This is a genomic window from Chitiniphilus shinanonensis DSM 23277 (genome assembly GCF_000374805.1).
Taxonomy (GTDB): Bacteria; Pseudomonadota; Gammaproteobacteria; order Burkholderiales; family Chitinibacteraceae; genus Chitiniphilus; species Chitiniphilus shinanonensis.
The window spans coordinates 94,770-117,679 of sequence record NZ_KB895335.1 but is presented as its reverse complement, the minus strand read 5'-3'; the positions used below and the strand labels follow the sequence as shown (position 1 = coordinate 117,679).

Genomic DNA, 22,910 nt, shown 5'->3' with positions numbered 1-22,910 from the left:
GAATGGGGTCACGGCAGGCGCCGTGCGCGCAGCAGCGCTTCGTGCAATGGAAAGGGCGACAGCCAGACCAACTGGTCGTCGAAGCCATCGCCGAGCGCCCGGCCGGCGACGAAGCGCTGGTCACCATCGGTGTTGGCGGCTTCCGCGCCCTGGGCCGGCACGCCCGGGCGACCGTGCCGGTCGTGGCCGCCGGCGCCGTTCAGGCCATGCGACAGCACCACCGCCACCACGTGGCGCGCCAGCGGCGTGCCGTCGGCCGCGTCGTCGATCTCCAGCGCGCCACGGGCGCACCAGTTGAAGCTGGCGTTGCCGCTGGCCGGCGGTGCGACGCAGCCGGCGATGGCGCGAGGCGTGGCCGGATCGTCGTCGGCGAAGCCGGGACTGACCGCGTAGCGCAGCACGCGGCCCCAGGCGTCGTCGGCTGGCAGGCCCAGCGTGGCCCACGGCAGCGCGCCGTCGTCGCGCTGGCAGGCGCCACCGATGCGGGCCTCGATCCCGGCCGCGGCGCCGGTCGCGTCGAGGCGTGCCGGACACGGCAGGCGACCGTGCTGGAGCGCGTGGCCCAGCAGGGCGGCACGCGCCGTGGCCAGCAGCGCGTCGGTCTCGCGCCATTGGCGGGCGCGCCACTGTGCCTGAAGCGGTGTCAGCGCGCTGCCCAGCAGCAGCCCCATCACCACCAGCGCGACGGCCAGTTCCAGCAGGGAGAAGCCGCGTTGCCGCATCAGGGCGCGCTGCATGGCTGGGCCAGTCCGGATTGCGCCAGTTCGCGCCAGCTGAGTGCGACCAGCCGGTCGTTGACCTGGATGGCGTCACCGGCAGGCCACGGCCCGGCGAGGAACGGCCCCTGGCGCGCGGCGTTGTCGAAGCGTCGTCCGTCGACCACGGCGCTTTCCAGATAGGCACTCGCGTCGGCGGCTTCGTCGCGTTGCTGTCCCGGCCGCGGCGCGCCGGGCGCCAGCACCACGGCGATCACGCAATCGCCGGCAACCGGCGGCGCGGGGCTGACCACGAGGCCGTCGGTACAGGGCTCCGCCAGCGAGCCGGTGCCGTTGTCGCGATACCGATCCGCCACCGCGTACCACAGCGGTTCGCCGCTGGCGTCGCGGAGCGGCGGCAGGCCGAGGGTGCGCCACGGCAGCCGCCCCAGCGACGCGCCGTTGGCGTCCTGCACCCCGAAACCCGGATGCCCCGGCCCGTGACGATCCGGTACCGGCAGTTCGCCACTGCGCACGCGCGCCGCTTCGGCCGCATCGTCGATCGCCGCGCAATGCAGTGCGGCCCAGGCCAGCAGTGCGGACTTGGCCTGCGCCAGCACGGCGCTGTCGTGTTCGATGGCCCGCTGTGCCGCATGGCTGCGCAACGGGCCATGCAACCACAGCGTGGTCGTTGCCAGCAGCAGGGCCATCAGCAATAGCAGCAAGGCCGCGCCGCGCAGCCGGCTCATTGCGGCACCGCTGGCGGGGCCGGCGTGACGGGGTGTTCTTCCCGCCACACCGTGCGCGGCCCATCGCGCCAGAGTACGGCGCGGATCCGTAGCGTCGGCATGGGGTCGGAACGTTGCGCGTCGAGGCGCGTGCGTTCCGCCGGGGTGGTGAACAGCGTGCCCCAGTCGTCCTGCGCCGGCAGCGGGCTGGGCAACAGCAGCAGCCACAACCAGGGTGCGCGTTTCATGGCGTTTGCTCCGTCAGGCCAAGGCGCACCAGACGGCAGCGCGCCAGCAGGCCGACGCTGGCGCGCGTCACTTCGCAGTGCTGCGCGGTGGGGCGACCCGGCAGTTGCTCGATGGCGTGCAGCATCGCCGCCAAGGCGGGCTCGTGGCGCGCGCTGAATTCGATGTCGACCGGCAGCGCCTGCGCCAGTCCGTCGAAACCGGCCACGGGCCCGGCGGGCTCGACGCGGTAGCGCAGGCCGGCTTCGGGTATGGCTTCGGCCAGCCGGCTCAGCGCCACGGCCAGGCCCGGGGCGTCGGCCGTTGTCAGCAGGCCGGCGGCGCGCAGCGTTGCCAGGCGCGGCGCGTAATGCGTGGCCTCGGCCAGGCGTTCGGCCTGCTTTCGCAGTCGCAGACTGTCCTGCTCGGCCAGTTCATGCGCGTGCCGGGCGGTGGCGAGGGCGGTGTGGGCGGACCAGGCCAGCCCCAGCGCGGCGAGCCACCACCCCAGCGCCTGGACGAGCTGTCGTCGCAACGGCGCGGGCATCATGGCCGGGGCCTCGGGATGGTCAGGCGCAGCTGGAACGACCGATCATCGCCGGAGACGGTCGCGCTGGCATCGAGCGCCCGGGTCAGGCTCGCCACGTCGGCCGGCGTTGGCGCCGCGACCGCCGTGCCGGCCAGTTCCAGCGCCACGCTGCGGCCGTCGGCCGTGATCTGCCAGGCGTGGCGAGACAGGATTGCCGACGCCGCCAGCGGCCACGCCAGGCTGAGGCGTTGGGTCAGTTCCAGCGGGTCGGGCCGGTCGGCGAGATGGGCCCGATCGAGTTGGCGGAGACGGGCCAGTTGCGGTTCCGCCAGCGCGGCGCGGACTTCGGCGGACGGTTGCTGCGCGGCCAGCCATTGTTCGACGGCAACGCCTCGGGCCCGGTGCAGCGCGGTGTCCGAGTCCAGCGATTGCGCCGTGGCCAGCGCGTGGCTGGCGTAGACCGTGGCGCCGAGCAGCAGCCCGAGACCCAGTCGTCTGGCGAGGTGCAGGCGACGCAGCCAGCAACCGCGCTTCAGCTGGCGGCGCGTGCCGTAGTGATGGGGCGGCGCATCGGCTTCGAGCCGGCGCGCCCAGTAGCTGGCCAGCGTATGGCCCGCCGGCAGCGGCAGCGCGGTGATGCACAGTTCATCGATGGCGCGTGCGCGCACGTCGTCGGCGATCCGTGAGGCCGACCCGTGCGGCGCCAGGATCTGCACGGCCAGGCTGTCCGCGCGGTGGCCGTGTCCCGCCAGATGACGCAGCGCCAGTTGCGCCTGGTGTGCGATGGCATCGGCCAGTCGCTCGGCCGCGGGGCTTGACGGGTGCGAGTCATCCAGCCGGCACAACTGCAATTGACCGGCGACGAACAGCGCCTGACGCAGTGCGCCGTCCGGGCCGGGCCACAGCAGCAGGCGATGGGCATCGCTCACGTCGGCCAGCGACAGCGCGAGCCGGGGCAGGGACCAGGCGCCGAGCATCACCGCCCCGGCGTCTGCCAGCGCATCGAGTACGGCGTCGAGCGGTGTCGTGGCGGGCAGGGCGCTGTAGAGCGCCGCGCCCTGGAACAGGCCGGCGTGGCGATGCGCGGCGGCCGGGTCGTGCTGCGCCAGCCGGCGTTGCAGCAGCGCCTGCCGGTCGCGCCGGCCCAGGCGGGGCAAGGGCTCGGCGATCAGGGTTTCGTCGCGGACGTCGATCAGCAGGCGCAGCGGTAGTCCGGCGCGCGCCGTGACGCGGGCGAACTGCGCCAGCGCGTGCGGGTCGGCCGGATCGATGCGACGCCACGGCTGATCGACATGGGCCAGGCCGCCGTCGCTCAGCAGCAGGGTGAGGGTTCGCGTCATCGCATGGACCCCACCGCGTCGAAGATCGGCCCCAGTACCGCCAGCATCACCCAGCACAGCAGCCCGCCGAGCAGGACGGTCAGCGCCGGGGCGATCAGCGCCTGGGCGCGCTCGATGGTGGCGCCGACGCGGCGGCGATACCACTCGGCGACGTGCGACAGCGCCTGATCGAGTTGCCCGGTCTGTTCGCCGAGGCGCAGCAGGCGCACCACCCACGGCGGGAACAGACGCTCGCCGCCGAGACTGTCGGCCAGACCCTGCCCGGCGGCCAGCCGTTCGCCACCGCGCTGCAATGCCGCGCCCAGGGTCGGGTTGCCGGCGGCGGCGCCGGCCAGGTCGAGCGCGGACAGGATGGGCACGCCGGCCCGGTACAGCGTGGCGAGACACTGGGCGAAGCGCGCCATGGCCAGCCCGTGCAGCAGCGGGCCGTACCAGGGCAGGCGCAGCCGCAGCGCCTCCCAGATTTGCCGCAGGCCGGCGTGGCGGCTCGCCAGCGGCAGCGACAGCACGGCGGCCGCCAGCGCGCCGAGCAGGGCGAGGCCGTGCGCGCCCAGCCAGTCCGATAGCGCGATCAGCGCGCGGGTGGACCAGGGCAGGCGTCCGCCCAGGTCGCGCAGGAAATCCGCCATCTGCGGCACCAGGTAGCCGACCAGGAACGCGCTGGCGCCGCCGACGGCCACGGCGACGATGGCGGGGTAGAGCAGCAGGGTGCGGGTATGCGCGGCGACTTCGTCCTGCCAGCGCAACATGGCGCCCAGTCGCGCCAGCATCTCGGGCAGATTGCCGCTGTGTTCGCCGGCGCGGATCAGCGCCACGTAGGTCGCGTCGAAGGACGATCCCTGTTCCGCCAGCGCGGCGGATAGCGTGCTGCCGCCCTCGATGCGGTCGTGCAACTGGCCGGCCAGCGCGGCCAGGTGCGGGGACTCGGCCTGCTCGCGCAGGTCGGCCAGGGCTTCGAGCAGCGGCAGTCCGGCCGCCAGCATCTGTTCCAGGTGGAAGGTGAAGGCCAGGCGCTCGCGGCGGTTGCCGACCCGGGCGGCAGGCAGCAGATCGCGTCGGGCGCGCAACAGCGTCAACGCGCGCCGCGCCAATTGCCGCTCCAGGTCGGCGAGATCGGTCGCGGGCAGCCGGCCCAGCCGCAGCGTGCCGTCGCGTTCGAGGGCGCGGTAACGATAGCCGGGCATCACCGCCGCTCACCGAAATCGACCACGCGCAGCGCTTCCGCCAGCGTGGTCTTGCCGTCGAGCACCAGGCGGCAGGCGTCGTCGAGCAGCGGTACGAAGCCTTGCGCGCGAGCCGCGGTGGCCAGCGCCTCGCGGCCGGCGCCCTCGGCGATCAGGTCGGCCAGTGCGGTGTCGCAGCGCAATACTTCGGCGACGCAGGTCCGCCCACGATAGCCCTGGTGGTGGCACGCCGGGCAGCCGACCGCGCGATGCAGCACCGGGGCGGGCGCGTCGTCGGGCAGGCCGAGCAGCGCGCGTTCGGGCCGATCCGCCGGATACGGTTCGGCGCAGTGCGGGCATAGCGTGCGCAGCAGGCGCTGGGCGACGATGCCGCTCAGGCAGTCGGCCAGCAGGGCGGGCGGCGCGCCGAGCTCGCGCAGCCGGGGCAGCGCGGCCAGTGCCGAGTTGGCATGCAGGGTGGCGTAGACCCGGTGTCCGGTCATCGCGGCGCGCAGCGCCATGGCGGCGGTGTCGGCGTCGCGGATTTCGCCGACCAGCAGGATGTCCGGGTCCTGGCGCAGCAGCGAACGCACGCCGCCGGCGAAATCCAGTTTCGCCGCCTCGTTGAGCGAGGTCTGGCGCATCAGCGGCATGGCGTATTCCACCGGGTCTTCCAGCGTCATCAGGTTGACCTGCTCGCTGTTGAGCCCGTCCAGCAGCGCGTACAGCGTGGTGGTCTTGCCCGAGCCGGTGGGGCCGACCACCAGGATCAGCCCCTCCGGCCGTGCCGCGAGTTGCCCCAGCCGTGCCAGGTTGTCGGCCGAGTAGCCCAGGCGCGGCAGCGGCACCAGGCCGCTGCGCCGGTCGAGGATGCGCAGCACCAGGTTTTCGCCCCAGGTGGTGGGATGGGTGGCGGCGCGGAAGTCGATGCGGCGGCCGGCCACGTGCCGGCTCAGGCGGCCGTCCTGCGGCGCGCGGTTTTCGGCGATGTTCATCCCGGCCATCAGCTTCAGCCGCACCGTCATCGCCGGCCAGTAGCTGTGGTGCAGCGCGCGGATCTGCCGCAGCACGCCGTCGACGCGGTAGCGGATGCGCACGAAGCCGGCCTCGGGCTCGAAATGGATGTCGGATGCACGGTGCGCCACGGCATCGGCCAGCACGGCGTCGACCAGCCGGACCACCGGCTGCGCATGGTCGCCCTGGCCTTCGGGCGCGGCGCCGGTCTCGATCTCGTCCAGGATGTCGTCGATGGCCAGTGCGAAGCCGTAGCAGCGTTCGATGGCGTCGAGGATGTCGGCGGCGGACGCCAGCCGCGTCGCCAGTTCGCCGCCCGGCACTTGCTGGCGTAGCGCGTCCAATGCGACCAGGTCGGCGGGGTTGGCCATCGCCACCGTCAGCGTCTGGCGTTCGGCGTCCCAGGCCAGTGGCAACAGGGTGTGGCGTTGCGCCAGCCAGCGCGGCACCCGTGCCAGGGCGGTGGCGTCGGCGATCAGCTCGGGCAGTGCGACGGCCTGGATGCCCAGGCGCTCGGCCATGGCTTCGCGCAGCACCGCGTCGCTCACGAAGCCCAGGCCCAGCAGGTGCTGCTCCAGGCGGCCGCCGTTGCGGCGCTGCTCGCGCAGGGCGATGTGCAATTGGTCGTCGCTCAGGCAGCCGCGCGCGATCAACGCTTCGCCCAGCGGTAATGGGGAAAGGCCGTTCATGGTCGAGATCCTTGTTCCAGAGCGGGATGGGCCGAGGCCGCGAACGGCGCCGGGGAAAGCGGGAAGTCGGCGTCGTCGGCCGCCTCGAAGCCGAGGTAGGCCGGGTCGGGGGGCCGGCCGGGCATGACGGCGAACACGGCGGTGTCGTCGCGTTGCGGCGGGCAGGCAGTCGGTGCCGCAACGGCGCGGCTCGCGGGGGCGCTGGCGAGGGTGGGGCAGGCCGGAGCCGGCCAGGTCGGTAACGGCGCGGTGGCGGCCACGGCATGGGGTTCGGGCGCCAGCCAGGGCGCGCTGGCCAGCCCGATGACGAGTCCGATGCCACAGCCACCCAGCGCCGCCGGCCAGCGCCGCGCTATGGGCCACGATGGTGTGGCAGTGGGGTGGGGGCCGGTTGCGGCATGCCGCAGCCAAGGCCAGTGCCACTTCATGGCGCCACCCGCGCGGTCCGGCCGGCCTGCCAGGCCGACAGCGTGTCGTCGTCGGCGTGCCGGAAGAAATCCTCGTCCGGCAACAACGGGCGGGATGCCGCCAGATCGGCGGCGACGTCGCCGGTGCCGAGTACCCGCGGGCGCAGGAACACCACCAGCTCGTTCTTGCCGACGCGGTTGTCGCGGTAGCCGAACAGCTCGCCCAGCCAGCCCAGCGAACGCGTGCCGGGCAGGCCGTCGCGGCGGGTGTCCTGGGTGTCCTGGATCAGGCCTCCCAGCACGGTGACCTGGCCGTCGCCACTGCGCAGGGTGGAATCGAATTCGCGCACCTGGAGCACCGGCACCAGGCTTTTCACCGGCAGCTTCTCGGTGGCGGCGATCAGGCCGACGGCAGGGTCTTCGACATAGCCGCTGATGCGGGTGACCGTGGGACGGATGTTGAGCAGGATCTCGCCGGGGGCGGAGATCTGGGGGATCACCTGGAGCACCAGTCCCACCGGCACGGTATGCAGGGTGCTGGCGTAGGAGCGGCCGACGATCTCGCCGTCGGTGTTCTTGTCCTCGTCGATGTCCAGGGTGAAGTAGACCTGCTCCTCCACCACCTTCATCAGCGCCGCCTGGTTGTTGAGCGCGACGATGCGCGGGCTGGACAGCACCCGGGTGCGGCCGAACTGTTCCAGCAGGCGCAGCGTCAGGTCGAAGGTGCCGCCGAGCAGGCCGCCCTCGTCGTGGTAGCTGAGCACGCTGTACGGCGGTTGCGCCAAGGTGGCGGGCAGCACGACGCTGCCCAGGCTCAGACCATCGACGCCGGCGGCCAGCCGGCTCCAGTCCACGCCGCCCTGGTAGCGGTCGGACAGCGCCACTTCGACGATGGTGGCCTCGATCATCACCTGGCGGCGCGCTCCGGCCTGCACCTGTGCCAGGTAGCCGGCGACGTTGCGTTGCAGGCGTTGCGGGGCGCGTACGCTGACCGTGCCCGACTCGGGCTGGATCAGTACCAGATTACCGCCCGGCGAGCCGCCGCTTGCCGGAGCGTCCAGCAGCCGTTCCAGGTTGCTCTGGATGCGTTGCCAGAAGCGGTTCTCCGACACGCTGTCGATACGCGTGGCCGAACTATTGCCGCTGTTGCCCTTTGTGGGCGTCTGGCCGCTGCCGGTGCTCGATACCGAGTTGGCGAGCATGACGTTGGCCTTGAGATCGCGGCTGAGATTGGGGTAGTCGAGCTGATAGCTGTGGACGAACGGCGTGTCAGGTTGGATGCGCAACACGCCGTGGCGAAATGCCCAGCGCAACGGTGTCTGGGCGGAAATCCTTTCAAGCAATTGCACCAGCGTCTGGTCGATGGCGTTGAGCGTGACCTCGCCTTCCACACCGGGATGCAGGTCGAGCTGCACCCCCGCATCGTGCGCCAGGGCGAACAGCAGCGTGGCCACCGGCTGGCGCTCCGCCACCAGGCTGTAGCGTGGCAATGGGGGTCGAGGGCTTGTCGGTGCTGGCTTTGCGGCAGGTCTGGTCATGGCCTGGGGCGGCTCGGCCGGCAGCGCGTCGCGGGTGATATGGCGATCCGCCAGCGGCGACGCCACCGGGTCGGCAGCGCAGCCGGACAAGCCGAGAGCCAGGGTCAGGATCAGCCGCGCTGCGATCTGCCCAGGGGCTTTATGAGTGGGTAGGGTCATTTTCAATGAGTGCGTTCTTGCGCACATATAAGGATAAAATTTTTTGGTTGGTAAGTTTTAGGGTGGCTTGGGTATAGGTCGGAACTTGGCGGCAAAGGAACGGCGAGGCGACGAACGGTCGGGGCTGGCAGGTGTTGTCGCGAGTGCACGGCGTGCTGCGCCGCACTAGCCGCGAGGTCGCCAAGACTCTAAAATGCCGGTTTGTACTGACCAGTCTAAACATGGCTATCCCCTTGGTCCGCTTTGAAGGAGTCCGCTTCGCCTACGGCGAAAACGACATCCTGCGCGACGTGACGCTCAGTGTGGCGGCGGGGCAGGTGGTCGCCATCATGGGGGGCTCCGGCTCCGGCAAGACCACGCTGCTGCGCCTGATAGGCGGTCAGCTCAAGGCCAACGCCGGACGGGTGGAGGTCGATGGCGAGGACATCGGCGCGCTGTCCGAATCGGCCTTGTACGAGCGGCGCAAGAAGCTGGGCATGCTGTTCCAGTTCGGCGCGCTGTTCACCGATCTGTCGGTGTTCGACAACGTGGCCTTTCCGCTGCGCGAGCGCACTCAACTTCCCGAATCGATGATCCGCGACCTGGTGCTGATGAAGCTCCAGGCGGTGGGCCTGCGCGGCGCGGCGCAACTGATGCCGGCCGAGCTGTCGGGCGGCATGGCGCGGCGGGTGGCTCTGGCGCGGGCCATCGCCCTCGACCCGCGGGTGATGTTGTACGACGAGCCGTTCACCGGGCTGGACCCGATCTCGCTGACCACCATCGGTTCGCTGATCCGCGAGTTGAACGACGCACTGGGCGCTGCGTCCATCGTGGTGACCCACGATGTGGCCGAATCGCTGGCCATCGTCGATTACGTCTACTTCGTGGCCGAAGGCGGGGTGATCGCAGAGGGAACACCCGAGGCGGTGCGCGAATCGTCGCACCCGTTCGTGCGCCAGTTCATCGCCGGGCAGAAGGATGGCCCGTTGCCGTTCCACAAGCCGGCCGGCGCCTACGCCGCCGACCTGGGCCTGGAGGTGGGGCGTGAATAACAACGGACTGGTCAAGCTCTTTGCCCGCCTCGGCGCGCCGCTGACCGATCGCCTGATCAAGCTCGGGTTCGCCTGCCGCTTTTTCGTCTCCATCCTGCGGCATTCGCCCACCTCGCTGCTGCGCTTTCAGCTGACGATGCGCGAGATCTGGTTCGCCGGCGTGCTGTCGGTGCTGATCATTGCCGTATCCGGCTTGTTCGTCGGCATGGTGCTGGCGTTGCAGGGCTACGAAACGCTGGTGCGTTTCGGTTCGTCCAGCGCGCTGGGCATCCTGGTGTCGCTGTCGCTGGTGCGCGAGCTGGGGCCGGTGGTCGGCGCGTTGCTGTTCGCCAGTCGCGCCGGCAGTGCCATCACCGCCGAGATCGGGTTGATGAAGGCCACCGAGCAGCTGGCGGCGATGGAGATGATGGCGGTCAACCCGATTGCGCGGGTGGTCGCGCCCAAGTTCTGGGGCGGCGTGCTGTCGATGCCGCTGCTGGCGGCGATGTTCAGCGCGATGGGCATCTTCGGCGGCTACCTGATCGGCGTGCAGTTGCTGGGGCTGGACCCCGGCAGCTTCTGGTCGCAGATGCAGTCGTCGGTGGATTTTCGCGGCGACGTGCTCAACGGTGTGATCAAGAGCGTGTTCTTCGGCGTGGCGATCAGCCTGATCGCGGTGTTCGAGGGTTACGACGCGCCACCGACGGCGGAAGGTGTGTCGCGTGCCACCACCCGTACCGTGGTGACCAGCGCGCTGGTCGTACTGGCATTGGATTTTGTCCTGACCGCCTTCATGTTCACGGGAATGTGAGCGGGCCACGTTGCGGGCCTGCGCGGTTCGCGGCGAAGGCAACGCGGCACCGTGGGGCTGTCGGGATCGGCGCTTACTTAGGATAATGAGAATGAAACGTGGAATGATCGACTTCTGGGTCGGCCTGTTTGCGGTGGCCGGGGCCGTCGCGCTGCTGTTCCTGGCGATCAAGGTGAGCAGCCAGAGCACGCTGCCGGCGGCTAGCACCTACAGCGTCAGCGCCAACTTCGAGAATATCGGCGGCCTGAAGGTGCGCGCGCCGGTGAAGAGCGCCGGCGTGGTGGTCGGCCGCGTGACCGGCATCGAGCTGGACCCGAACCTGTACGTGGCCAAGGTCACCCTGGCGCTGGATTCGCGCTATCACTTCAGCCGCGACAGCAGCGCGCAGATCCTGACTTCCGGCCTGCTGGGCGAGCAGTACATCGGCCTGGAGCCGGGCGCCGACGACAAGAACCTGGAGCCGGGCGGGCGGATCGCCATCACCTCGTCGGCGGTCGTACTCGAACAACTGATCAGCCGCTTCCTGTTTTCCAAGGCAGAGACGGCTGGAGAACAAACACCTACGGAGCATGCTCAATGAAGCGATGGATTGCCGGTCTGGTGATCGGACTGATGCCGTTGTTCGCGCTGGCCGCGAACGAAACCCCCGAGCAGCTCACCCGCAAGGTGAGCGACGACGTGCTCGCCATCATCAAGTCCAACGAGAAGGACCCGATCAAGGTCCGTGATCTGGTGGACGCCCGCGTGGCGCCGCTGGCCGACTACACCCGCATGACCGCGCTCGCCGTGGGCCGCTACTGGCGCACCGCCACGCCCGAGCAGCAGCAGGCGCTGACCCGCGAGTTCCGCACCATGCTGGTCCGCACCTACCTGTCGGCGCTGACCGTCTACAAGAATGCCGAGGTCGAGGTGAAGGGCGCCCGCCCCGGCGCCGGGGACGACGAACAGACCGTGCGTACCGAGGTGTCGCTGCCCGGCCAGAAGCCGATCCCGGTCGATTTCAGCTTCGAGCGCGCGCGCCAGGGCTGGAAGGTGTTCGACATCTCGGTCGACGGCATCAGCTTCATCGTCAACAACCGCAACCAGTTCGCCGCGGTGATCCGCAAGGACGGCCTGGATGGCCTGATCAAGCAACTGTCCGACCGCAACAATGCCCTGCGGAACGGCGTGCAGGCCAACGGAGCGTCCGCCAAGTGACCGTGTGTGCGCTCAGCGGCGAGCTGACGCTGGAAACAGCCGCCCGCCGGCTCGACGAGCCCGCCATCGCCGGCGAGGCGGTGACGCTGGATCTGTCCGGCGTCGGTCGCGCCGACTCGGCGGCGCTCGGCCTGCTGCTGGCCTGGCAGCGCCGCGCCCAGGCCGCGGGCACCCGGCTGAGCATCGTCGGCGCGCCCGAAGGCTTGCTGCAACTGGCGCGGGTCTACGGCGTGGACCAACTGCTGCCGTTTGCCGGAGCGGCGGCATGAAGCGTCTGTTGCCTGCGCTGCTGGCCGGCGCGTTGCTGACCGGCTGTGCCACGCCGCGAAACAACTACGACCCGCTCGAACCCATCAACCGCGAGACCTACGCGCTCAACCGCGCGCTCGATCGCGCCGTGCTCAAGCCGACGGCGACCGCCTATGCCAAGCACGTGCCGCAGCCGGTGCAGAAGGGCGTGAGTAATTTCTTCGGCAACATCGACGATCTCTTCTCCACGCTGGCCGCGCTGTTGCAGTTCAAGGGCACCGCCGCGGCGCACAGCGGCAGCCGGGTGCTGGTCAACACCACCGTCGGCATCGGCGGCCTGATCGACTGGGGCACTGGCCTGGGCATGCGCAAGGGCGAAGAGGATTTCGGCCAGGTGCTGGGCTTCTACGGCGTGCCGACCGGCCCCTACCTGATGCTGCCGCTATACGGCCCGCTGACCCTGCGCGATTCGGTCGAGCCGATCGGTCGCTACTTCGCAGGGCCGCTCGATTTCATCGAAAGCGATGCCTGGAGCGTCGGCTACTACGCGATGTATCTGGTCGATAGCCGCGTCAGGTTGTTGCCGCTCGACACGCTGCTGGAAAGCCAGCCCGACGAGTACGCGTATATCCGCGACGCCTATCTGCAACGCCGCTGGGCGGCGGTGCACGACGGGCATCCGCCGCACCCGCTGCCGCTGGGCGAACTCGACGACGACGACCAGCTGGACGATTTCGATCCCGGCCCCACCGACGGGCCCATCGCGCACGACGCCTCCGCGGTCGAGCCGGCGGACACCGCCGTCCCGGATACGGGCTCCGCCAGCGAACCGGCCGCCGAGGCGGCCAGCGGCAGCGCACCGTGAGCGCCATCGCCTTCGACGGCGTCGTCAAGCGCTACGGCGACTTCGCCGCGCTGGACGGGGTGAGCTTCACGGTGGAGCAGGGCGATTTCTTCGCGCTGCTCGGCCCCAACGGCGCAGGCAAGACCACGCTGATCTCGATCCTGGGCGGGCTGGCCCGTGCCACCGCCGGCCGGGTCGCCGTGATGGGGCACGACGTCGAGCGCGACTATCGCGCCGCGCGCCGCGCCGTCGGCATCGTGCCGCAGGAACTGGTGTTCGACCCGTTCTTCACCGTGCGCGAGACCCTTGCTTTCCAGTCCGGCTATTTCGGCCTGAAGCGCAACGACGACTGGATCGACGAAATCCTCGCCAGCCTGGGCCTGACCAACAAGGCGCACAGCAACATGCGCGCGCTGTCCGGCGGCATGAAGCGCCGGGTGATGGTGGCGCAGGCGCTGGTGCACCGGCCGCAGGTGATCGTGCTGGACGAACCCACCGCCGGGGTCGATGTCGAGCTGCGGCAGACGCTGTGGTCGTTCATCCGCCGCCTCAACGCCGACGGCCACACCATCGTGCTGACCACGCACTACCTCGAAGAAGCCGAGGAGCTGTGCAACCGCATCGCCATGCTCAAGCAGGGGCGGCTGATCGCGCTGGAGGACAAGCACACGCTGATGAAGCGCGACAAGGCGCGCAGCCTGTTCCTGCGGCTGACGCCCTCGCGCCTGCCCGATGCGCTGCGGCCGCTGCTGACCGCCGAGCGCGACGACGGCTTCGCGCTCAAGCTGCCCGACGCCTCGGCACTGGCCGGCGTGCTCGCCGCGTTGCAGGCCGAGCAGATCAGCGTGCGCGACATCGAAGTGGACAAGCCCGACCTGGAAGACATCTTCGTCGGCATGATGCGCGACCCCGCCCGGGAAGGCTGACATGCCGGCCATCCGCCCCGCCGTCGTCGCCGACGCCGCGCAGATCGCCGAGCTGCTGGTGCAGCTGGGCTACCCGAGCACGCCGGAAGCGGTGCAGGTGCGGCTGGCCAACCTGGAGCGCGCCGGCGGCTACGCCTGTTTCGTCGCCGACTGGCAGGGGCGCGTCGCCGGCCTGATCGCCCTGGCGCGCGATTGGTATATCGAGAAGGACGGCGCCTACGTGCGCATCGTCGCGCTGGTGGTGGACGAAGCCGCACGGGGGCAGGGATTGGGGCGGGCATTGCTGGCCCAGGCCGAGTGCTGGGCGCGCGACAACGACGCCGGCTCGGTACTGCTCAACAGCGGCGACCATCGCGGCGAGGCGCACGCGTTCTACCGCCATCACGGCTATCGCAGCACCGGGCTGCGTTTCGTCAAGCCGCTCGACCCGGCCACCGATACCCCGGCAAGTCATTCCTAGGCGACGCCCCCGCGCGCCGCAACGACCCTCACAGGCATCCCATGACCGGCTTCTACACGCTCTTCTACAAGGAACTGCTGCGCTTCTGGAAAGTGGCGTTCCAGACCGTCGCCGCGCCGGTGCTTACCGGGCTGCTCTACCTGCTGATCTTCGCCCATGTGCTCGACGCGCACGTGCAGCCGTATCCGGGCGTGCGCTACACCGCGTTCCTGATTCCGGGGCTGGCGATGATGAGCATGTTGCAGAACGCGTTCTCCAACACCAGCTCCAGCCTGATCCAGTCCAAGATCACCGGCAACCTGGTGTTCATCCTGCTGCCGCCGCTGTCGCACTTCGAATTCTTCGCCGCCTACGTGCTGGCCGCGGTGGTGCGCGGGCTGGTGGTCGGCGCGGGCGTGCTGGCGGTCACCGTGTGGTTCGCCATGCCGGCGATCACCCACCCGTTGTGGATCCTGGCGTTCGCGTTGCTGGGCTGCGGCGTGATGGCGGTGCTGGGGCTGGTGGCCGGCATCTGGGCCGAGAAGTTCGACCAGCTGGCGGCGTTCCAGAACTTCCTGATCATGCCGCTGACCTTTTTGTCCGGCGTGTTCTATTCCATCCACAGCCTGCCGCCGTTCTGGCAATCGGTCTCGCACTGGAACCCGGTGTTCTACATGATCGACGGTTTCCGCTACGGCTTCTTCGGCATGGCCGACGTGTCGCCGTGGTTCTCGCTGGCGGTGGTGTCGGGATTCTTTCTGTTACTCGCCGGCTGGGCCTACTGGCTGATAAGATCCGGCTTCAAGATAAGGCACTGATTTTTCATGCATCCCAACGAAGTCAAGGCGCTGATCGAAGCAGCGCTGCCCTGTACCGCGGTCGAGGTGGAGGGCGACGGCCACCACTTCTACGCCACCATCGTCTCCCCCGCGTTCGAGGGCCTCAAGTTGCTCGACCGTCACCGGCTGGTGAAGGATCGGCTCAAGGCCAAGCTCGATTCGGGCGAATTGCACGCGCTGTCGCTGCGCGCCACCCGCACCCCGGCGGAAGCCGCGCCATGAGCGAGCCGTCGCGCTTCGGCCTGGACGGCGTCACCGGCGAGCGCGCCCGGATCGAAGCGGCCAAGGCCGCCGCGCGCAGCCCCGAGAACCGCCGCAGCGTCGCGCGCCTGACTGCGCTCGCCAACCTGCCGTGGGTGATCGCGCTGGTGATCTGGCTGGTTGCCAAGTACTTGTGAAATGCAGGGAAGGGAGAAGGGGGAAGAGGGAAGGGTAACGTCAAAGGCAACTGCGGCGTGGTGCCAGGTTTTTGACTTGAGGCGCGCAATGCGTGCCGCACCCTTCGCCCTTCCCTCTTCCCCCTTCACTGGTTTCAAGCGCCGTGACATCCCGCAACACGAAACACCCAACAAGCGCCATAATTGCGCCCCAGGCACCCCGCCCGCGCCGATCCCCGACGCGGGCCTTTTCGTTTTCAAGAAAGAACCCCGATGGACAAGCTCAAGATCAACGGCGGTGCGCCGCTCGACGGTGAGATCACCATTTCCGGCGCCAAGAACGCGGCGCTGCCCATCCTCTGTGCCGGCCTGCTGACGGCGGACACGCTGCGCCTGACCAACGTGCCGCAACTGCGCGACGTGCTCACCACGCAGAAGCTGTTGCAGGGCATGGGCGTGCGGGTGATGACCGACAACGTGCACGAGTTCGAACTGACCGCCAACCAGGTCAGCAGCCTGGTGGCGCCCTACGAGCTGGTGAAGACCATGCGCGCGTCCATCCTGGTGCTGGGCCCGACGCTGGCGCGCTTCGGCGAGGCCCAGGTGTCGCTGCCGGGCGGCTGCGCCATCGGCGCCCGGCCGGTGGACCAGCACATCAAGGGCCTGCAGGCGATGGGCGCCGAGATCGTCATCGAGCACGGCTACGTGAAGGCGCGCGGCAAGCTGCGCGGCGCGCGCATCGTCACCGACATGGTGACGGTGACCGGCACCGAGAACCTGATGATGGCGGCGGTGCTGGCCGACGGCGTCACCACCATCGAGAACGCCGCGCGCGAGCCTGAAGTATTCGATCTGGCCGAATGCCTGAACAAAATGGGCGCCCGCATCAGCGGCCACGGCACCGACACCATCACCATCGAGGGCGTGAAGAGCCTGCACGGCGCCACCCATGCCATCGTCCCCGACCGCATCGAGACCGGCACCTTCCTGTGCGCCGCCGCGGCCGCGCAGGGCCGCGTGGTGTTGCGCAACACCCGCGCCGGCATCATGGAAGCGGTGCTGGACAAGCTGCGCGAGGCCGGCGCCTACATCGAGGCCGGCGACGACTGGATCTCGCTGGACATGAAACGCCGCCCCAAGGCGGTGAACCTCCGCACCCTGCCGTACCCGGCGTTCCCCACCGACATGCAGGCGCAGTTCATGACGCTGAACACCGTGGCCGAGGGCACCGGCGTCATCACCGAAACCATCTTCGAGAACCGCTTCATGCACGCGCCGGAACTGGCGCGCATGGGCGCCGACATCGCCACCGAGGGCAATACCGCGGTGGTGCGCGGCGTGGAGAAGCTGTCCGGCGCCACCGTGATGGCCACCGACCTGCGTGCGTCGGCCTCGCTGGTGATCGCCGGCCTGGTGGCCGAGGGCGAGACGGTGATCGACCGCATCTACCACCTCGACCGCGGCTACGAGCACATCGAGCGCAAGCTGTCGGGCATCGGCGCCAACATCGAACGTATTTCCTGAGGAAGCCGCCGTGCTGACGTTCAACCCCAAGCCCGCCGGCGAAGACAACGACGGCAAGCCACGCCCGCCCACCCAACTGGAGAAGGGCTTCGCCGCGCTGGCGCACCTGGCCGGCATCCTGTGGATTCCTTACGTGCCGATCCCCGGCATGGCGCTGGTGGTGCCGTTCCTGGTGCTGCAATTCGCGCGGGTGCAGTCGGAGTTCGTCGAGCAGCACGCCGTCCAGGCGTGCAACTTCCAGTTGCTGATGGGCTGCTTCTACGTGGCGGCGCTGGTCCTGGCCGGCGTGATGCACTCGGCCTTCCCGATCTGGTGGGTGGTGCTGGGTTCGACCATGTTCGGCCTGTGGGAAGGCGCCAAGGCCATCAACGGCTGGCCGTCGAAGTACCCCGTGTCCCTGAAACTATTCAAGTAACGCCATGATCACGATCGCGCTGTCCAAGGGACGCATCTTCGAGGAAACCCTGCCGCTGCTGGCCGCCGCCGGCGTGGTGCCGGCCGAGGCGCCGGAATCCTCCCGCAAGCTCATCATCGGCACCAACCGCGACGACGTGCGCCTGATCATCGTGCGCGCCTCGGACGTGCCCACCTACGTGCAGTACGGCGCCGCCGACCTGGGCGTGGCGGGGCGCGACGTATTGATCGAGCACGGCGGCGCCGGCCTCTACCAGCCGCTGGACCTGGAGATCGCCAAGTGCCGGCTGATGGTGGCGGTGCAGAACGGCTTCGATTACCAAGGCGCGGTGCAGCAGGGCGCGCGGCTGCGCGTGGCCACCAAGTACACCGATCAGGCGCGCGAGCACTTCGCCGCCAAGGGCGTGCACGTCGACCTGATCAAGCTCTACGGCTCGATGGAACTGGCGCCGCTGGTCGGTCTCGCCGACGCCATCGTCGACCTGGTGTCCACCGGCGGCACGCTCAAGGCCAACGATCTGGTTGCGGTCGAGCACATCCGCGACATCTCCAGCCGGCTGATCGTCAACCAGGCCGCGCTCAAGCTCAAGGAAGAGCAGATCCAGCCGATGATCGACGCCTTCGCCGGCGCCATCGGCCACTGATCGTCGACGCTGGGGCGGGCGGGGCATATCCGCCCTTCGCCCCGGTGTTTTGCGGGGCGATCCGCCGTCGCGGTCTGATACAGGGCAAGACGGGCGAATTTGATGGCGTCTGGAAGCGCTTTCGAGCCCCTTTCCCGGCTTGCCGGATGGAATGGCTTGCACTAGTTTTCGGCAGGCATCCCTCGTCCATGACACAAGAATGAGCAATACCGTCCGCCTGCTGCTGACCGGCGCCATCCTGCCGGGCCATACCCGAGAATCCCTGCTGCATCAGCTTGGCGGCCTGCTCAAGCTGGAGCGCGAGCGCGTCGCCGAACTGATCGACAACGCGCCGACCATCATCAAGCAGCAACTGCCGGTCGAGCATCTCGACGCCTACCTGCCGTTGCTGGCGCGCACCGGCGCGGTGGTGCGGGTGGAGCACCTGGACGGCCGGCCCTACCAGCCGCGCCGCGTGGCGGCGCCGGATGCGTTTCCGACATTGCTGCTGGACGATGCGCCCGAATCGGCCATGCCCGCGACCCAGGTCCAGGCAGCGCCACGTCCGGCCGAATCACTTGCCGTTCCGGCTCGATCAGACGAACCAGCCGCCCAGCCCGAAGCCCGCCCCGCACCTGCGGTGGAAACCATGAATTGCCCGGCGTGTGGCCATGGCCAGCCCCGACGCACCTTGTGCGTCGCTTGCGGCGTGGACATGCCGCGTCTGGCCGCCGCCAAGGCACAGGCCGAGCGCGAGGCACGGGCCGAAGCGCTAGCCTCTCGGCATGACACGCCCCGGCCCGTCGTCGAAGGGGTGCTGTCGGCGGATTATTACGAAACGCCGCAGGCGGTCGGCCTGCGTCTGGATGGCCGGCTGGGACGGATGCGCTATCTCGCGTATGCGCTCGCCATGCTGGTGGCGCTGCTACCAGGGGTCATGCTCGCTTCGCACTCGCTGATGCTGGTACAAAGTGTCGGCGTGCCGTTCCTGGTAGCCTGGGCTGCGTTGTACGGTCGGCTGACCGTGTTCCGCCTGCACGATCTGGGCATGTCCTCCTGGTGGATGGCCTGGGCTGCCGTCGGTCCGGCGGCACTGCTGCTGATCGATGTTCGCGTCGGCACCTTCGCCATCATGCTGCTTGCGCTGACACTGCTGGGGTTGGCGGCGGTGCCCGGCCCCGAGAACGACAACGAATTCGGGCCACCGGCCGAGCCGTCCACCACGCCGATCAACGTCGCCGCCGCCGTTTGCCTGGCGATGGTCCTGCTCGGATTGCCTCGCTTGCTGCCGTGGGACACCTGGGTGAACCCGGAAGGCTATTTTGTGCTGGAAGAGACCGAAGAATCTGTCTGAAGTCTTGCTGCGGAGCTGCCCATGTTCGACACCACCTTGCTCGTCACCACCATCGCCCTGCTGGCCATGCTGTCGCCGGGGCCGGATTTCTTCCTGATGATGAAGAACGCGGCACGCTATTCGCGCGGCGCCGCGCTGGCCACTGCCGCCGGGATCAACCTGGGCATCGCCGTCCACATGAGCTATTGCGTGGCCGGGCTGGCGGTCATCATCGCCACCACGCCCTGGCTGTTCAACGTGTTGAAGTACGCCGGCGCGGCCTATCTGGTGTGGATCGGCATCCAGGCGCTGCGCGCCCGGGGCGGGGCCGCGATGGACCCGGACGCCGGCCACGAGCGCATCAGCCTGCGCGCGGCCTTTATACAGGGGCTGCTGTGCAACCTGCTCAACCCCAAGGCCACGCTGTTCTTCCTGTCGGTGTTCACCCAGATTCTCAGCGTCGATACCTCGCTGGTGGCCAAGGTCTGGTACGCCTTCATCATCTGGATCCTGGGCGTGATCTGGTGGCCGCTGCTGGTGTTCATCGTGCAGAGCCGCGCGGTGCGGGTCACGCTGGCGCGGGCGCAGCGCCTGATCGACAAGGTGCTCGGCGGCGTGCTGGTGGCGCTGGGGGTGAAGGTCGCGTTGTCCTAGGGCGAATCGACGGCCCGGCGGGATTTGATCCAATACGCATCGTTGCCAAGCCGGCGGGGTCAGCCGCTGCACGCTTGGGTATAATCGACGGTCCTGCTTCGTCACCCCGGTTCGCCTCATGATCCGCCGCTTCGATTCCGCCTCGCCCCAGTTCCAGGACCAGCTCAAGGCCCTGCTCGCTTTCGAAACCTCGCAAGACCCGCAGGTCGACGCGCGCGTGGCCGATATCCTGCATCGGGTGAAGACCGAAGGCGACGCGGCGGTGGTCGAATACACCAACCGCTTCGACGGTACCAGCGCCGCCGGCATGGCCGACCTGGAACTGACCCAGGACGAACTGAAGGCCGCCTTCGAGCGCCTGCCCGCCGCGCGTCGCGATGCGCTCACCGCCGCCGCCGCCCGCGTGCGCAGCTACCACGAACGCCAGAAAATGACCTCGTGGAGCTACCGCGACGAAGACGGCACCCTGCTGGGCCAGCAGGTCACCGCGCTCGATCGCGTCGGCATCTACGTGCCGGGCGGCAAGGCCGCGTATCCGTCGTCGGTGCTGATGAACGCGCTGCCGGCGCACGTGGCCGGCGTGCCCGAGATCATCATGGTGGTGCCCACCCCGCGCGGCGAGCGCAACGATCTGGTGCTGGCCGCCGCCTACGTGGCCGGCGTCAGCCGTGCCTTCACCATCGGTGGCGCGCAGGCCGTGGGCGCACTGGCCTACGGCACCGCCACCATCCCGCAGGTGGACAAGATCACCGGCCCCGGCAACGCTTATGTCGCCGCCGCCAAACGCGCGGTATTCGGCGTGGTCGGCATCGACATGGTGGCCGGCCCGTCGGAGATCCTGGTGATCTGCGACGGCGGCACCGACCCGGATTGGGTGGCGATGGACCTGTTCAGCCAGGCCGAGCACGACGAGATCGCCCAGGCCATCCTGCTGTGTCCGGACGCCGCCTTCATCGAGCGCGTCGAGGCCAGCATCGCCAGGCTGCTGCCGACCATGCCGCGCCGCGAGATCATCGAAGCGTCGCTGGGCAACCGCGGCGCGCTGATCAAGGTGGCCGACCTGGCCGAAGCCTGCGAGATCGCCAACTACATCGCGCCGGAGCACCTGGAGCTGTCGGTGGCCGACCCGGACGCTTGGCTACCCAGCCTGCGCCACGCCGGCGCCATCTTCATGGGCCGCTTCACCAGCGAATCGCTAGGCGACTATTGCGCCGGCCCCAACCACGTGCTGCCCACCGCGCGCACCGCGCGCTTCGCCAGCCCGCTCGGCGTCTACGACTTCCAGAAGCGCACCAGCCTGATCAACGTATCGGAGGACGGCGCGCAGAAGCTGGGCCGCATCGCCAGCGAACTGGCGCACGGCGAGGGCCTGACCGCGCATGCGCGCGCGGCGGAGTTGCGCTTGAAGTAAGGGCTTCGCCCTTGCCAAAACAAAAAGACCGGCCTTGGCCGGTCTTTTTCGTTCAGGCGAGTCCGTGCGCGCGACGGTACGAAACCAGGATGTTGTCGCGCTCCGGCGCCACGCCGCTGTTCACCGCGGCGATCCATTCCCCGGTGGTCAGCACCGCGGCGAAGTTTGACTGCATCACCACCATGGTCACCCGATGGACTTCCTCGGCGCTGGCATGGCCGGCGCGGTTGGCCAGGGCCAGCGCGCCGCTGGCGTCCGACAGGAACTCCACCGCGAAGCCTTCGTGCGCCGCCTGCTTCACCGTCGAATCGTCGCAGTTCTGCGTCATGTAGCCGACGATGGTCAGCGTGTCGATGCCATGCTGGCGTAGCCAGTCGGCCAGGCCGGTGCCGGCGAGCACGCTGGCCTGGTGCTTCTCTACGTGGTGGTCGCGTGGCCGCCGGGCCACGGCTTCATGCAACTGCCAGCCATGGCTGCCCACGGCGAACACCGGCGCATCCGCCGGCTCCGAGTGCTGGATCACCACCACCGGGATGCCGGCCGCGTGCGCGGCGTCCATCGCTTCGCCGACACGGGCCAGGGTCTGGGCGAAAGGCGGGTACTCGATCTTCAGGCCGCCCGTTTCGTATTCGTTCTGCACATCGATGACGATCAGCGCGCGTTGCATGACGTTCTCCGGTAAGTGGGCCGCGAAAGTCGCGGGGTGAGGTCATGATGCGCGGCCGATCGTCCGCCGACGATTGACCCGAATGCCATTCATCGATGGAATCGGGCCATTCTGCATCGTGCCAACCAGCCGGAGGCCGCCATGATCCGCATCGCCGTCGTCGCGTTCGACCACGTCAGCCCGTTCCATTTGTCGGTGCCCTGCATTGTGTTCCAAGCGGCAGGATGCAGCGTGCGCGTCTGTGCCGAGCAGCCGGGCGTGCTTGCCGCCAGCGCGGGTTTTGGCATCGCCGTCGACGACGGCCTGGCCGCGCTGGACGAGGCCGACCTGATCGTGGTGCCCAGCTGGCGCGGTGTCGACGAAGTGCCGTCGCCGGTGCTGCTCGACGCCTTGCGACGCGCCCACGCGCGTGGCGCCAGGCTGGTCGGGCTGTGCCTGGGTGCATTCGTGCTGGCCCACGCCGGATTGCTGGACGGCCGCCCGGCGACCACCCATTGGGGATGCTCGAACGAATTCGCCGCCGCCTTTCCGCAGGTGCGCATGCAGCCGGCGGTGCTGTATGTGGACGATGGCTCCGTCGTCACCTCGGCGGGCACCGCCGCCGGCATCGATTGCTGCCTGCATCTGCTGCGCGGCCTGGTCGGCGCCGAAAGGACCAACCAGGTGGCGCGCTTCCTGGTGGTGCCGCCGTACCGCCAGGGCGGGCAGGCGCAATACATCGAGTGGCCGCTGCCGGCGTCGCGCGCGGGCGATCGCCTGGGCGAGACGCTGCAATGGGCACTGGCCCGGCTGGATCAGCCGCTCAGGCTCGACGACCTGGCGGCCCACGCCGCGATGAGCCGCCGCACCTTCACCCGGCGGTTTCGCGCGTTGACCGGCTCCACCGTCGGCGCGTGGCTGCTGCACCAGCGGCTGGGTCAGGCGCAGCGCCTGCTGGAGCAGAGCGACGCCCCGATCGAGCAGGTGGCCGAGGCGGCGGGATTCGGCAGTGCGATTTCGCTACGGCAGCATTTCGCCGCCACCCTGGGCGTTTCGCCATCGGCCTACCGCCGGACCTTCCGCGGGCAGTCCTGATGTGCCGCCGTTGCTGAAAAGCCAAAAAGAA

The 22,910-nt window shown here is 69.3% G+C and carries 27 protein-coding genes; 18 read left to right on the top strand and 9 right to left on the bottom strand.

The window, feature by feature from the left end; all coding sequences use genetic code 11:
- Positions 1-8 precede the first annotated feature (8 nt).
- From C556_RS0102525 to C556_RS19005, 8 genes are all read right to left on the bottom strand, one after another.
- On the bottom strand, positions 9-737 hold the full coding sequence (locus C556_RS0102525; protein WP_018746654.1) for a type II secretion system protein: 729 nt from the start codon (positions 735-737) through the stop codon (positions 9-11).
- Entirely contained in the window at positions 722-1,444 is a 723-nt protein-coding gene (locus C556_RS23545; RefSeq protein WP_018746653.1) for a hypothetical protein, read from the bottom strand. Before C556_RS23545 ends, C556_RS0102525 begins: the two co-directional genes overlap by 16 nt.
- Complete coding sequence (locus C556_RS0102515) at positions 1,441-1,671, bottom strand: hypothetical protein (RefSeq protein WP_018746652.1); 231 nt, start codon at positions 1,669-1,671, stop codon at positions 1,441-1,443. The genes C556_RS23545 and C556_RS0102515 overlap by 4 nt, the downstream gene beginning before the upstream one ends.
- Positions 1,668-2,198, bottom strand: coding sequence for a hypothetical protein (locus tag C556_RS0102510; RefSeq protein ID WP_018746651.1), 531 nt, complete (start codon positions 2,196-2,198; stop codon positions 1,668-1,670). Before C556_RS0102510 ends, C556_RS0102515 begins: the two co-directional genes overlap by 4 nt.
- Positions 2,195-3,517, bottom strand: a complete 1,323-nt coding sequence (locus C556_RS0102505) for a hypothetical protein (protein WP_018746650.1) — start codon at positions 3,515-3,517, stop codon at positions 2,195-2,197. The genes C556_RS0102510 and C556_RS0102505 overlap by 4 nt, the downstream gene beginning before the upstream one ends.
- The gene (locus C556_RS0102500) at positions 3,514-4,701 is read right to left on the bottom strand and encodes a type II secretion system F family protein (RefSeq protein WP_018746649.1); all 1,188 of its coding nucleotides are present in this window, start codon (positions 4,699-4,701) and stop codon (positions 3,514-3,516) included. Before C556_RS0102500 ends, C556_RS0102505 begins: the two co-directional genes overlap by 4 nt.
- Positions 4,701-6,383, bottom strand: a complete 1,683-nt coding sequence (locus tag C556_RS0102495) for a GspE/PulE family protein (protein WP_018746648.1) — start codon at positions 6,381-6,383, stop codon at positions 4,701-4,703. Before C556_RS0102495 ends, C556_RS0102500 begins: the two co-directional genes overlap by 1 nt.
- A gap of 424 nt (positions 6,384-6,807) precedes the next feature.
- Positions 6,808-8,487 (bottom strand): pilus (MSHA type) biogenesis protein MshL, encoded by a 1,680-nt coding sequence (locus C556_RS19005; RefSeq protein ID WP_169338584.1) that lies wholly within the window; start codon positions 8,485-8,487, stop codon positions 6,808-6,810.
- Between the two features lie 221 nt (positions 8,488-8,708).
- Here C556_RS19005 and C556_RS0102485 point away from each other — a divergent pair, with 221 nt between their 5' ends.
- The 17 genes from C556_RS0102485 to hisD all read left to right on the top strand — a co-directional run bounded on the left by C556_RS0102485 (position 8,709) and on the right by hisD (position 21,138).
- A complete protein-coding gene (locus C556_RS0102485) occupies positions 8,709-9,518 on the top strand; it encodes an ABC transporter ATP-binding protein (protein WP_040430203.1) in 810 nt (269 codons plus the stop codon).
- Positions 9,511-10,308, top strand: coding sequence for a lipid asymmetry maintenance ABC transporter permease subunit MlaE (gene mlaE, locus C556_RS0102480; RefSeq protein WP_018746645.1), 798 nt, complete (start codon positions 9,511-9,513; stop codon positions 10,306-10,308). The genes C556_RS0102485 and mlaE overlap by 8 nt, the downstream gene beginning before the upstream one ends.
- Positions 10,309-10,399: 91 nt before the next feature.
- Positions 10,400-10,888, top strand: a complete 489-nt coding sequence (gene mlaD / locus C556_RS0102475; RefSeq protein ID WP_026262741.1) for an outer membrane lipid asymmetry maintenance protein MlaD — start codon at positions 10,400-10,402, stop codon at positions 10,886-10,888.
- Positions 10,885-11,505 carry an MlaC/ttg2D family ABC transporter substrate-binding protein gene (locus tag C556_RS0102470; protein ID WP_018746643.1) on the top strand — a complete coding sequence of 207 codons (621 nt, stop codon included), beginning with the start codon at positions 10,885-10,887 and terminating at the stop codon, positions 11,503-11,505. Before mlaD ends, C556_RS0102470 begins: the two co-directional genes overlap by 4 nt.
- Positions 11,502-11,774 (top strand): STAS domain-containing protein, encoded by a 273-nt coding sequence (locus tag C556_RS0102465; RefSeq protein ID WP_018746642.1) that lies wholly within the window; start codon positions 11,502-11,504, stop codon positions 11,772-11,774. The genes C556_RS0102470 and C556_RS0102465 overlap by 4 nt, the downstream gene beginning before the upstream one ends.
- The gene (locus C556_RS19000) at positions 11,771-12,619 is read left to right on the top strand and encodes an MlaA family lipoprotein (protein ID WP_018746641.1); all 849 of its coding nucleotides are present in this window, start codon (positions 11,771-11,773) and stop codon (positions 12,617-12,619) included. The genes C556_RS0102465 and C556_RS19000 overlap by 4 nt, the downstream gene beginning before the upstream one ends.
- Positions 12,616-13,524 (top strand): ABC transporter ATP-binding protein, encoded by a 909-nt coding sequence (locus tag C556_RS0102455; RefSeq protein WP_018746640.1) that lies wholly within the window; start codon positions 12,616-12,618, stop codon positions 13,522-13,524. The genes C556_RS19000 and C556_RS0102455 overlap by 4 nt, the downstream gene beginning before the upstream one ends.
- A gap of 1 nt (position 13,525) precedes the next feature.
- Positions 13,526-13,984: a GNAT family N-acetyltransferase gene (locus C556_RS18995; protein ID WP_018746639.1), complete on the top strand. Its 459-nt coding sequence runs from the start codon at positions 13,526-13,528 to the stop codon at positions 13,982-13,984.
- Positions 13,985-14,025: 41 nt separating this feature from the next.
- Positions 14,026-14,781, top strand: a complete 756-nt coding sequence (locus tag C556_RS0102445) for an ABC transporter permease (protein ID WP_018746638.1) — start codon at positions 14,026-14,028, stop codon at positions 14,779-14,781.
- 6 nt (positions 14,782-14,787) lie between these two features.
- A complete protein-coding gene (locus C556_RS0102440; protein WP_018746637.1) occupies positions 14,788-15,024 on the top strand; it encodes a BolA family protein in 237 nt (78 codons plus the stop codon).
- Positions 15,021-15,200 carry a hypothetical protein gene (locus tag C556_RS0102435; protein ID WP_018746636.1) on the top strand — a complete coding sequence of 60 codons (180 nt, stop codon included), beginning with the start codon at positions 15,021-15,023 and terminating at the stop codon, positions 15,198-15,200. The genes C556_RS0102440 and C556_RS0102435 overlap by 4 nt, the downstream gene beginning before the upstream one ends.
- A gap of 252 nt (positions 15,201-15,452) precedes the next feature.
- The gene (gene murA / locus C556_RS0102430) at positions 15,453-16,703 is read left to right on the top strand and encodes a UDP-N-acetylglucosamine 1-carboxyvinyltransferase (protein WP_018746635.1); all 1,251 of its coding nucleotides are present in this window, start codon (positions 15,453-15,455) and stop codon (positions 16,701-16,703) included.
- A gap of 10 nt (positions 16,704-16,713) precedes the next feature.
- Positions 16,714-17,118: a DUF4870 domain-containing protein gene (locus C556_RS0102425; protein ID WP_018746634.1), complete on the top strand. Its 405-nt coding sequence runs from the start codon at positions 16,714-16,716 to the stop codon at positions 17,116-17,118.
- 4 nt (positions 17,119-17,122) lie between these two features.
- Positions 17,123-17,761 carry an ATP phosphoribosyltransferase gene (gene hisG, locus C556_RS0102420; protein ID WP_018746633.1) on the top strand — a complete coding sequence of 213 codons (639 nt, stop codon included), beginning with the start codon at positions 17,123-17,125 and terminating at the stop codon, positions 17,759-17,761.
- A 199-nt stretch (positions 17,762-17,960) separates the two neighbouring features.
- Positions 17,961-19,094: a DUF805 domain-containing protein gene (locus C556_RS0102415; RefSeq protein ID WP_018746632.1), complete on the top strand. Its 1,134-nt coding sequence runs from the start codon at positions 17,961-17,963 to the stop codon at positions 19,092-19,094.
- Between the two features lie 21 nt (positions 19,095-19,115).
- Positions 19,116-19,727 (top strand): LysE family transporter, encoded by a 612-nt coding sequence (locus C556_RS0102410; protein WP_018746631.1) that lies wholly within the window; start codon positions 19,116-19,118, stop codon positions 19,725-19,727.
- Positions 19,728-19,845: 118 nt separating this feature from the next.
- A complete protein-coding gene (gene hisD / locus C556_RS0102405; RefSeq protein WP_018746630.1) occupies positions 19,846-21,138 on the top strand; it encodes a histidinol dehydrogenase in 1,293 nt (430 codons plus the stop codon).
- Between the two features lie 52 nt (positions 21,139-21,190).
- Here the strand turns inward: hisD and C556_RS0102400 are convergent, their stop codons facing one another.
- Complete coding sequence (locus C556_RS0102400; RefSeq protein WP_018746629.1) at positions 21,191-21,805, bottom strand: cysteine hydrolase family protein; 615 nt, start codon at positions 21,803-21,805, stop codon at positions 21,191-21,193.
- Positions 21,806-21,946: 141 nt separating this feature from the next.
- On the opposite strand from C556_RS0102400, the gene C556_RS0102395 reads away from it, so the two are divergent.
- The gene (locus tag C556_RS0102395; RefSeq protein WP_018746628.1) at positions 21,947-22,879 is read left to right on the top strand and encodes a GlxA family transcriptional regulator; all 933 of its coding nucleotides are present in this window, start codon (positions 21,947-21,949) and stop codon (positions 22,877-22,879) included.
- The last annotated feature ends 31 nt before the right edge of the window (positions 22,880-22,910 follow it).

Bases quoted from the DNA above. Each gene is read 5' to 3' on its own strand.
- C556_RS0102525 (WP_018746654.1), bottom strand. From the start codon at position 737: ATGCAGCGCGCCCTGATGCGGCAACGCGGCTTCTCCCTGCTGGAACTG.
- C556_RS23545 (WP_018746653.1), bottom strand. From the start codon at position 1,444: ATGAGCCGGCTGCGCGGCGCGGCCTTGCTGCTATTGCTGATGGCCCTG.
- C556_RS0102515 (WP_018746652.1), bottom strand. From the start codon at position 1,671: ATGAAACGCGCACCCTGGTTGTGGCTGCTGCTGTTGCCCAGCCCGCTG.
- C556_RS0102510 (WP_018746651.1), bottom strand. From the start codon at position 2,198: ATGATGCCCGCGCCGTTGCGACGACAGCTCGTCCAGGCGCTGGGGTGG.
- C556_RS0102505 (WP_018746650.1), bottom strand. From the start codon at position 3,517: ATGACGCGAACCCTCACCCTGCTGCTGAGCGACGGCGGCCTGGCCCAT.
- C556_RS0102500 (WP_018746649.1), bottom strand. From the start codon at position 4,701: ATGCCCGGCTATCGTTACCGCGCCCTCGAACGCGACGGCACGCTGCGG.
- C556_RS0102495 (WP_018746648.1), bottom strand. From the start codon at position 6,383: ATGAACGGCCTTTCCCCATTACCGCTGGGCGAAGCGTTGATCGCGCGC.
- C556_RS19005 (WP_169338584.1), bottom strand. From the start codon at position 8,487: ATGACCCTACCCACTCATAAAGCCCCTGGGCAGATCGCAGCGCGGCTG.
- C556_RS0102485 (WP_040430203.1), top strand. From the start codon at position 8,709: ATGGCTATCCCCTTGGTCCGCTTTGAAGGAGTCCGCTTCGCCTACGGC.
- mlaD (WP_026262741.1), top strand. From the start codon at position 10,400: ATGAAACGTGGAATGATCGACTTCTGGGTCGGCCTGTTTGCGGTGGCC.
- C556_RS0102470 (WP_018746643.1), top strand. From the start codon at position 10,885: ATGAAGCGATGGATTGCCGGTCTGGTGATCGGACTGATGCCGTTGTTC.
- C556_RS19000 (WP_018746641.1), top strand. From the start codon at position 11,771: ATGAAGCGTCTGTTGCCTGCGCTGCTGGCCGGCGCGTTGCTGACCGGC.
- C556_RS18995 (WP_018746639.1), top strand. From the start codon at position 13,526: ATGCCGGCCATCCGCCCCGCCGTCGTCGCCGACGCCGCGCAGATCGCC.
- C556_RS0102445 (WP_018746638.1), top strand. From the start codon at position 14,026: ATGACCGGCTTCTACACGCTCTTCTACAAGGAACTGCTGCGCTTCTGG.
- C556_RS0102440 (WP_018746637.1), top strand. From the start codon at position 14,788: ATGCATCCCAACGAAGTCAAGGCGCTGATCGAAGCAGCGCTGCCCTGT.
- C556_RS0102435 (WP_018746636.1), top strand. From the start codon at position 15,021: ATGAGCGAGCCGTCGCGCTTCGGCCTGGACGGCGTCACCGGCGAGCGC.
- murA (WP_018746635.1), top strand. From the start codon at position 15,453: ATGGACAAGCTCAAGATCAACGGCGGTGCGCCGCTCGACGGTGAGATC.
- hisG (WP_018746633.1), top strand. From the start codon at position 17,123: ATGATCACGATCGCGCTGTCCAAGGGACGCATCTTCGAGGAAACCCTG.
- C556_RS0102415 (WP_018746632.1), top strand. From the start codon at position 17,961: ATGAGCAATACCGTCCGCCTGCTGCTGACCGGCGCCATCCTGCCGGGC.
- C556_RS0102410 (WP_018746631.1), top strand. From the start codon at position 19,116: ATGTTCGACACCACCTTGCTCGTCACCACCATCGCCCTGCTGGCCATG.
- hisD (WP_018746630.1), top strand. From the start codon at position 19,846: ATGATCCGCCGCTTCGATTCCGCCTCGCCCCAGTTCCAGGACCAGCTC.
- C556_RS0102400 (WP_018746629.1), bottom strand. From the start codon at position 21,805: ATGCAACGCGCGCTGATCGTCATCGATGTGCAGAACGAATACGAAACG.
- C556_RS0102395 (WP_018746628.1), top strand. From the start codon at position 21,947: ATGATCCGCATCGCCGTCGTCGCGTTCGACCACGTCAGCCCGTTCCAT.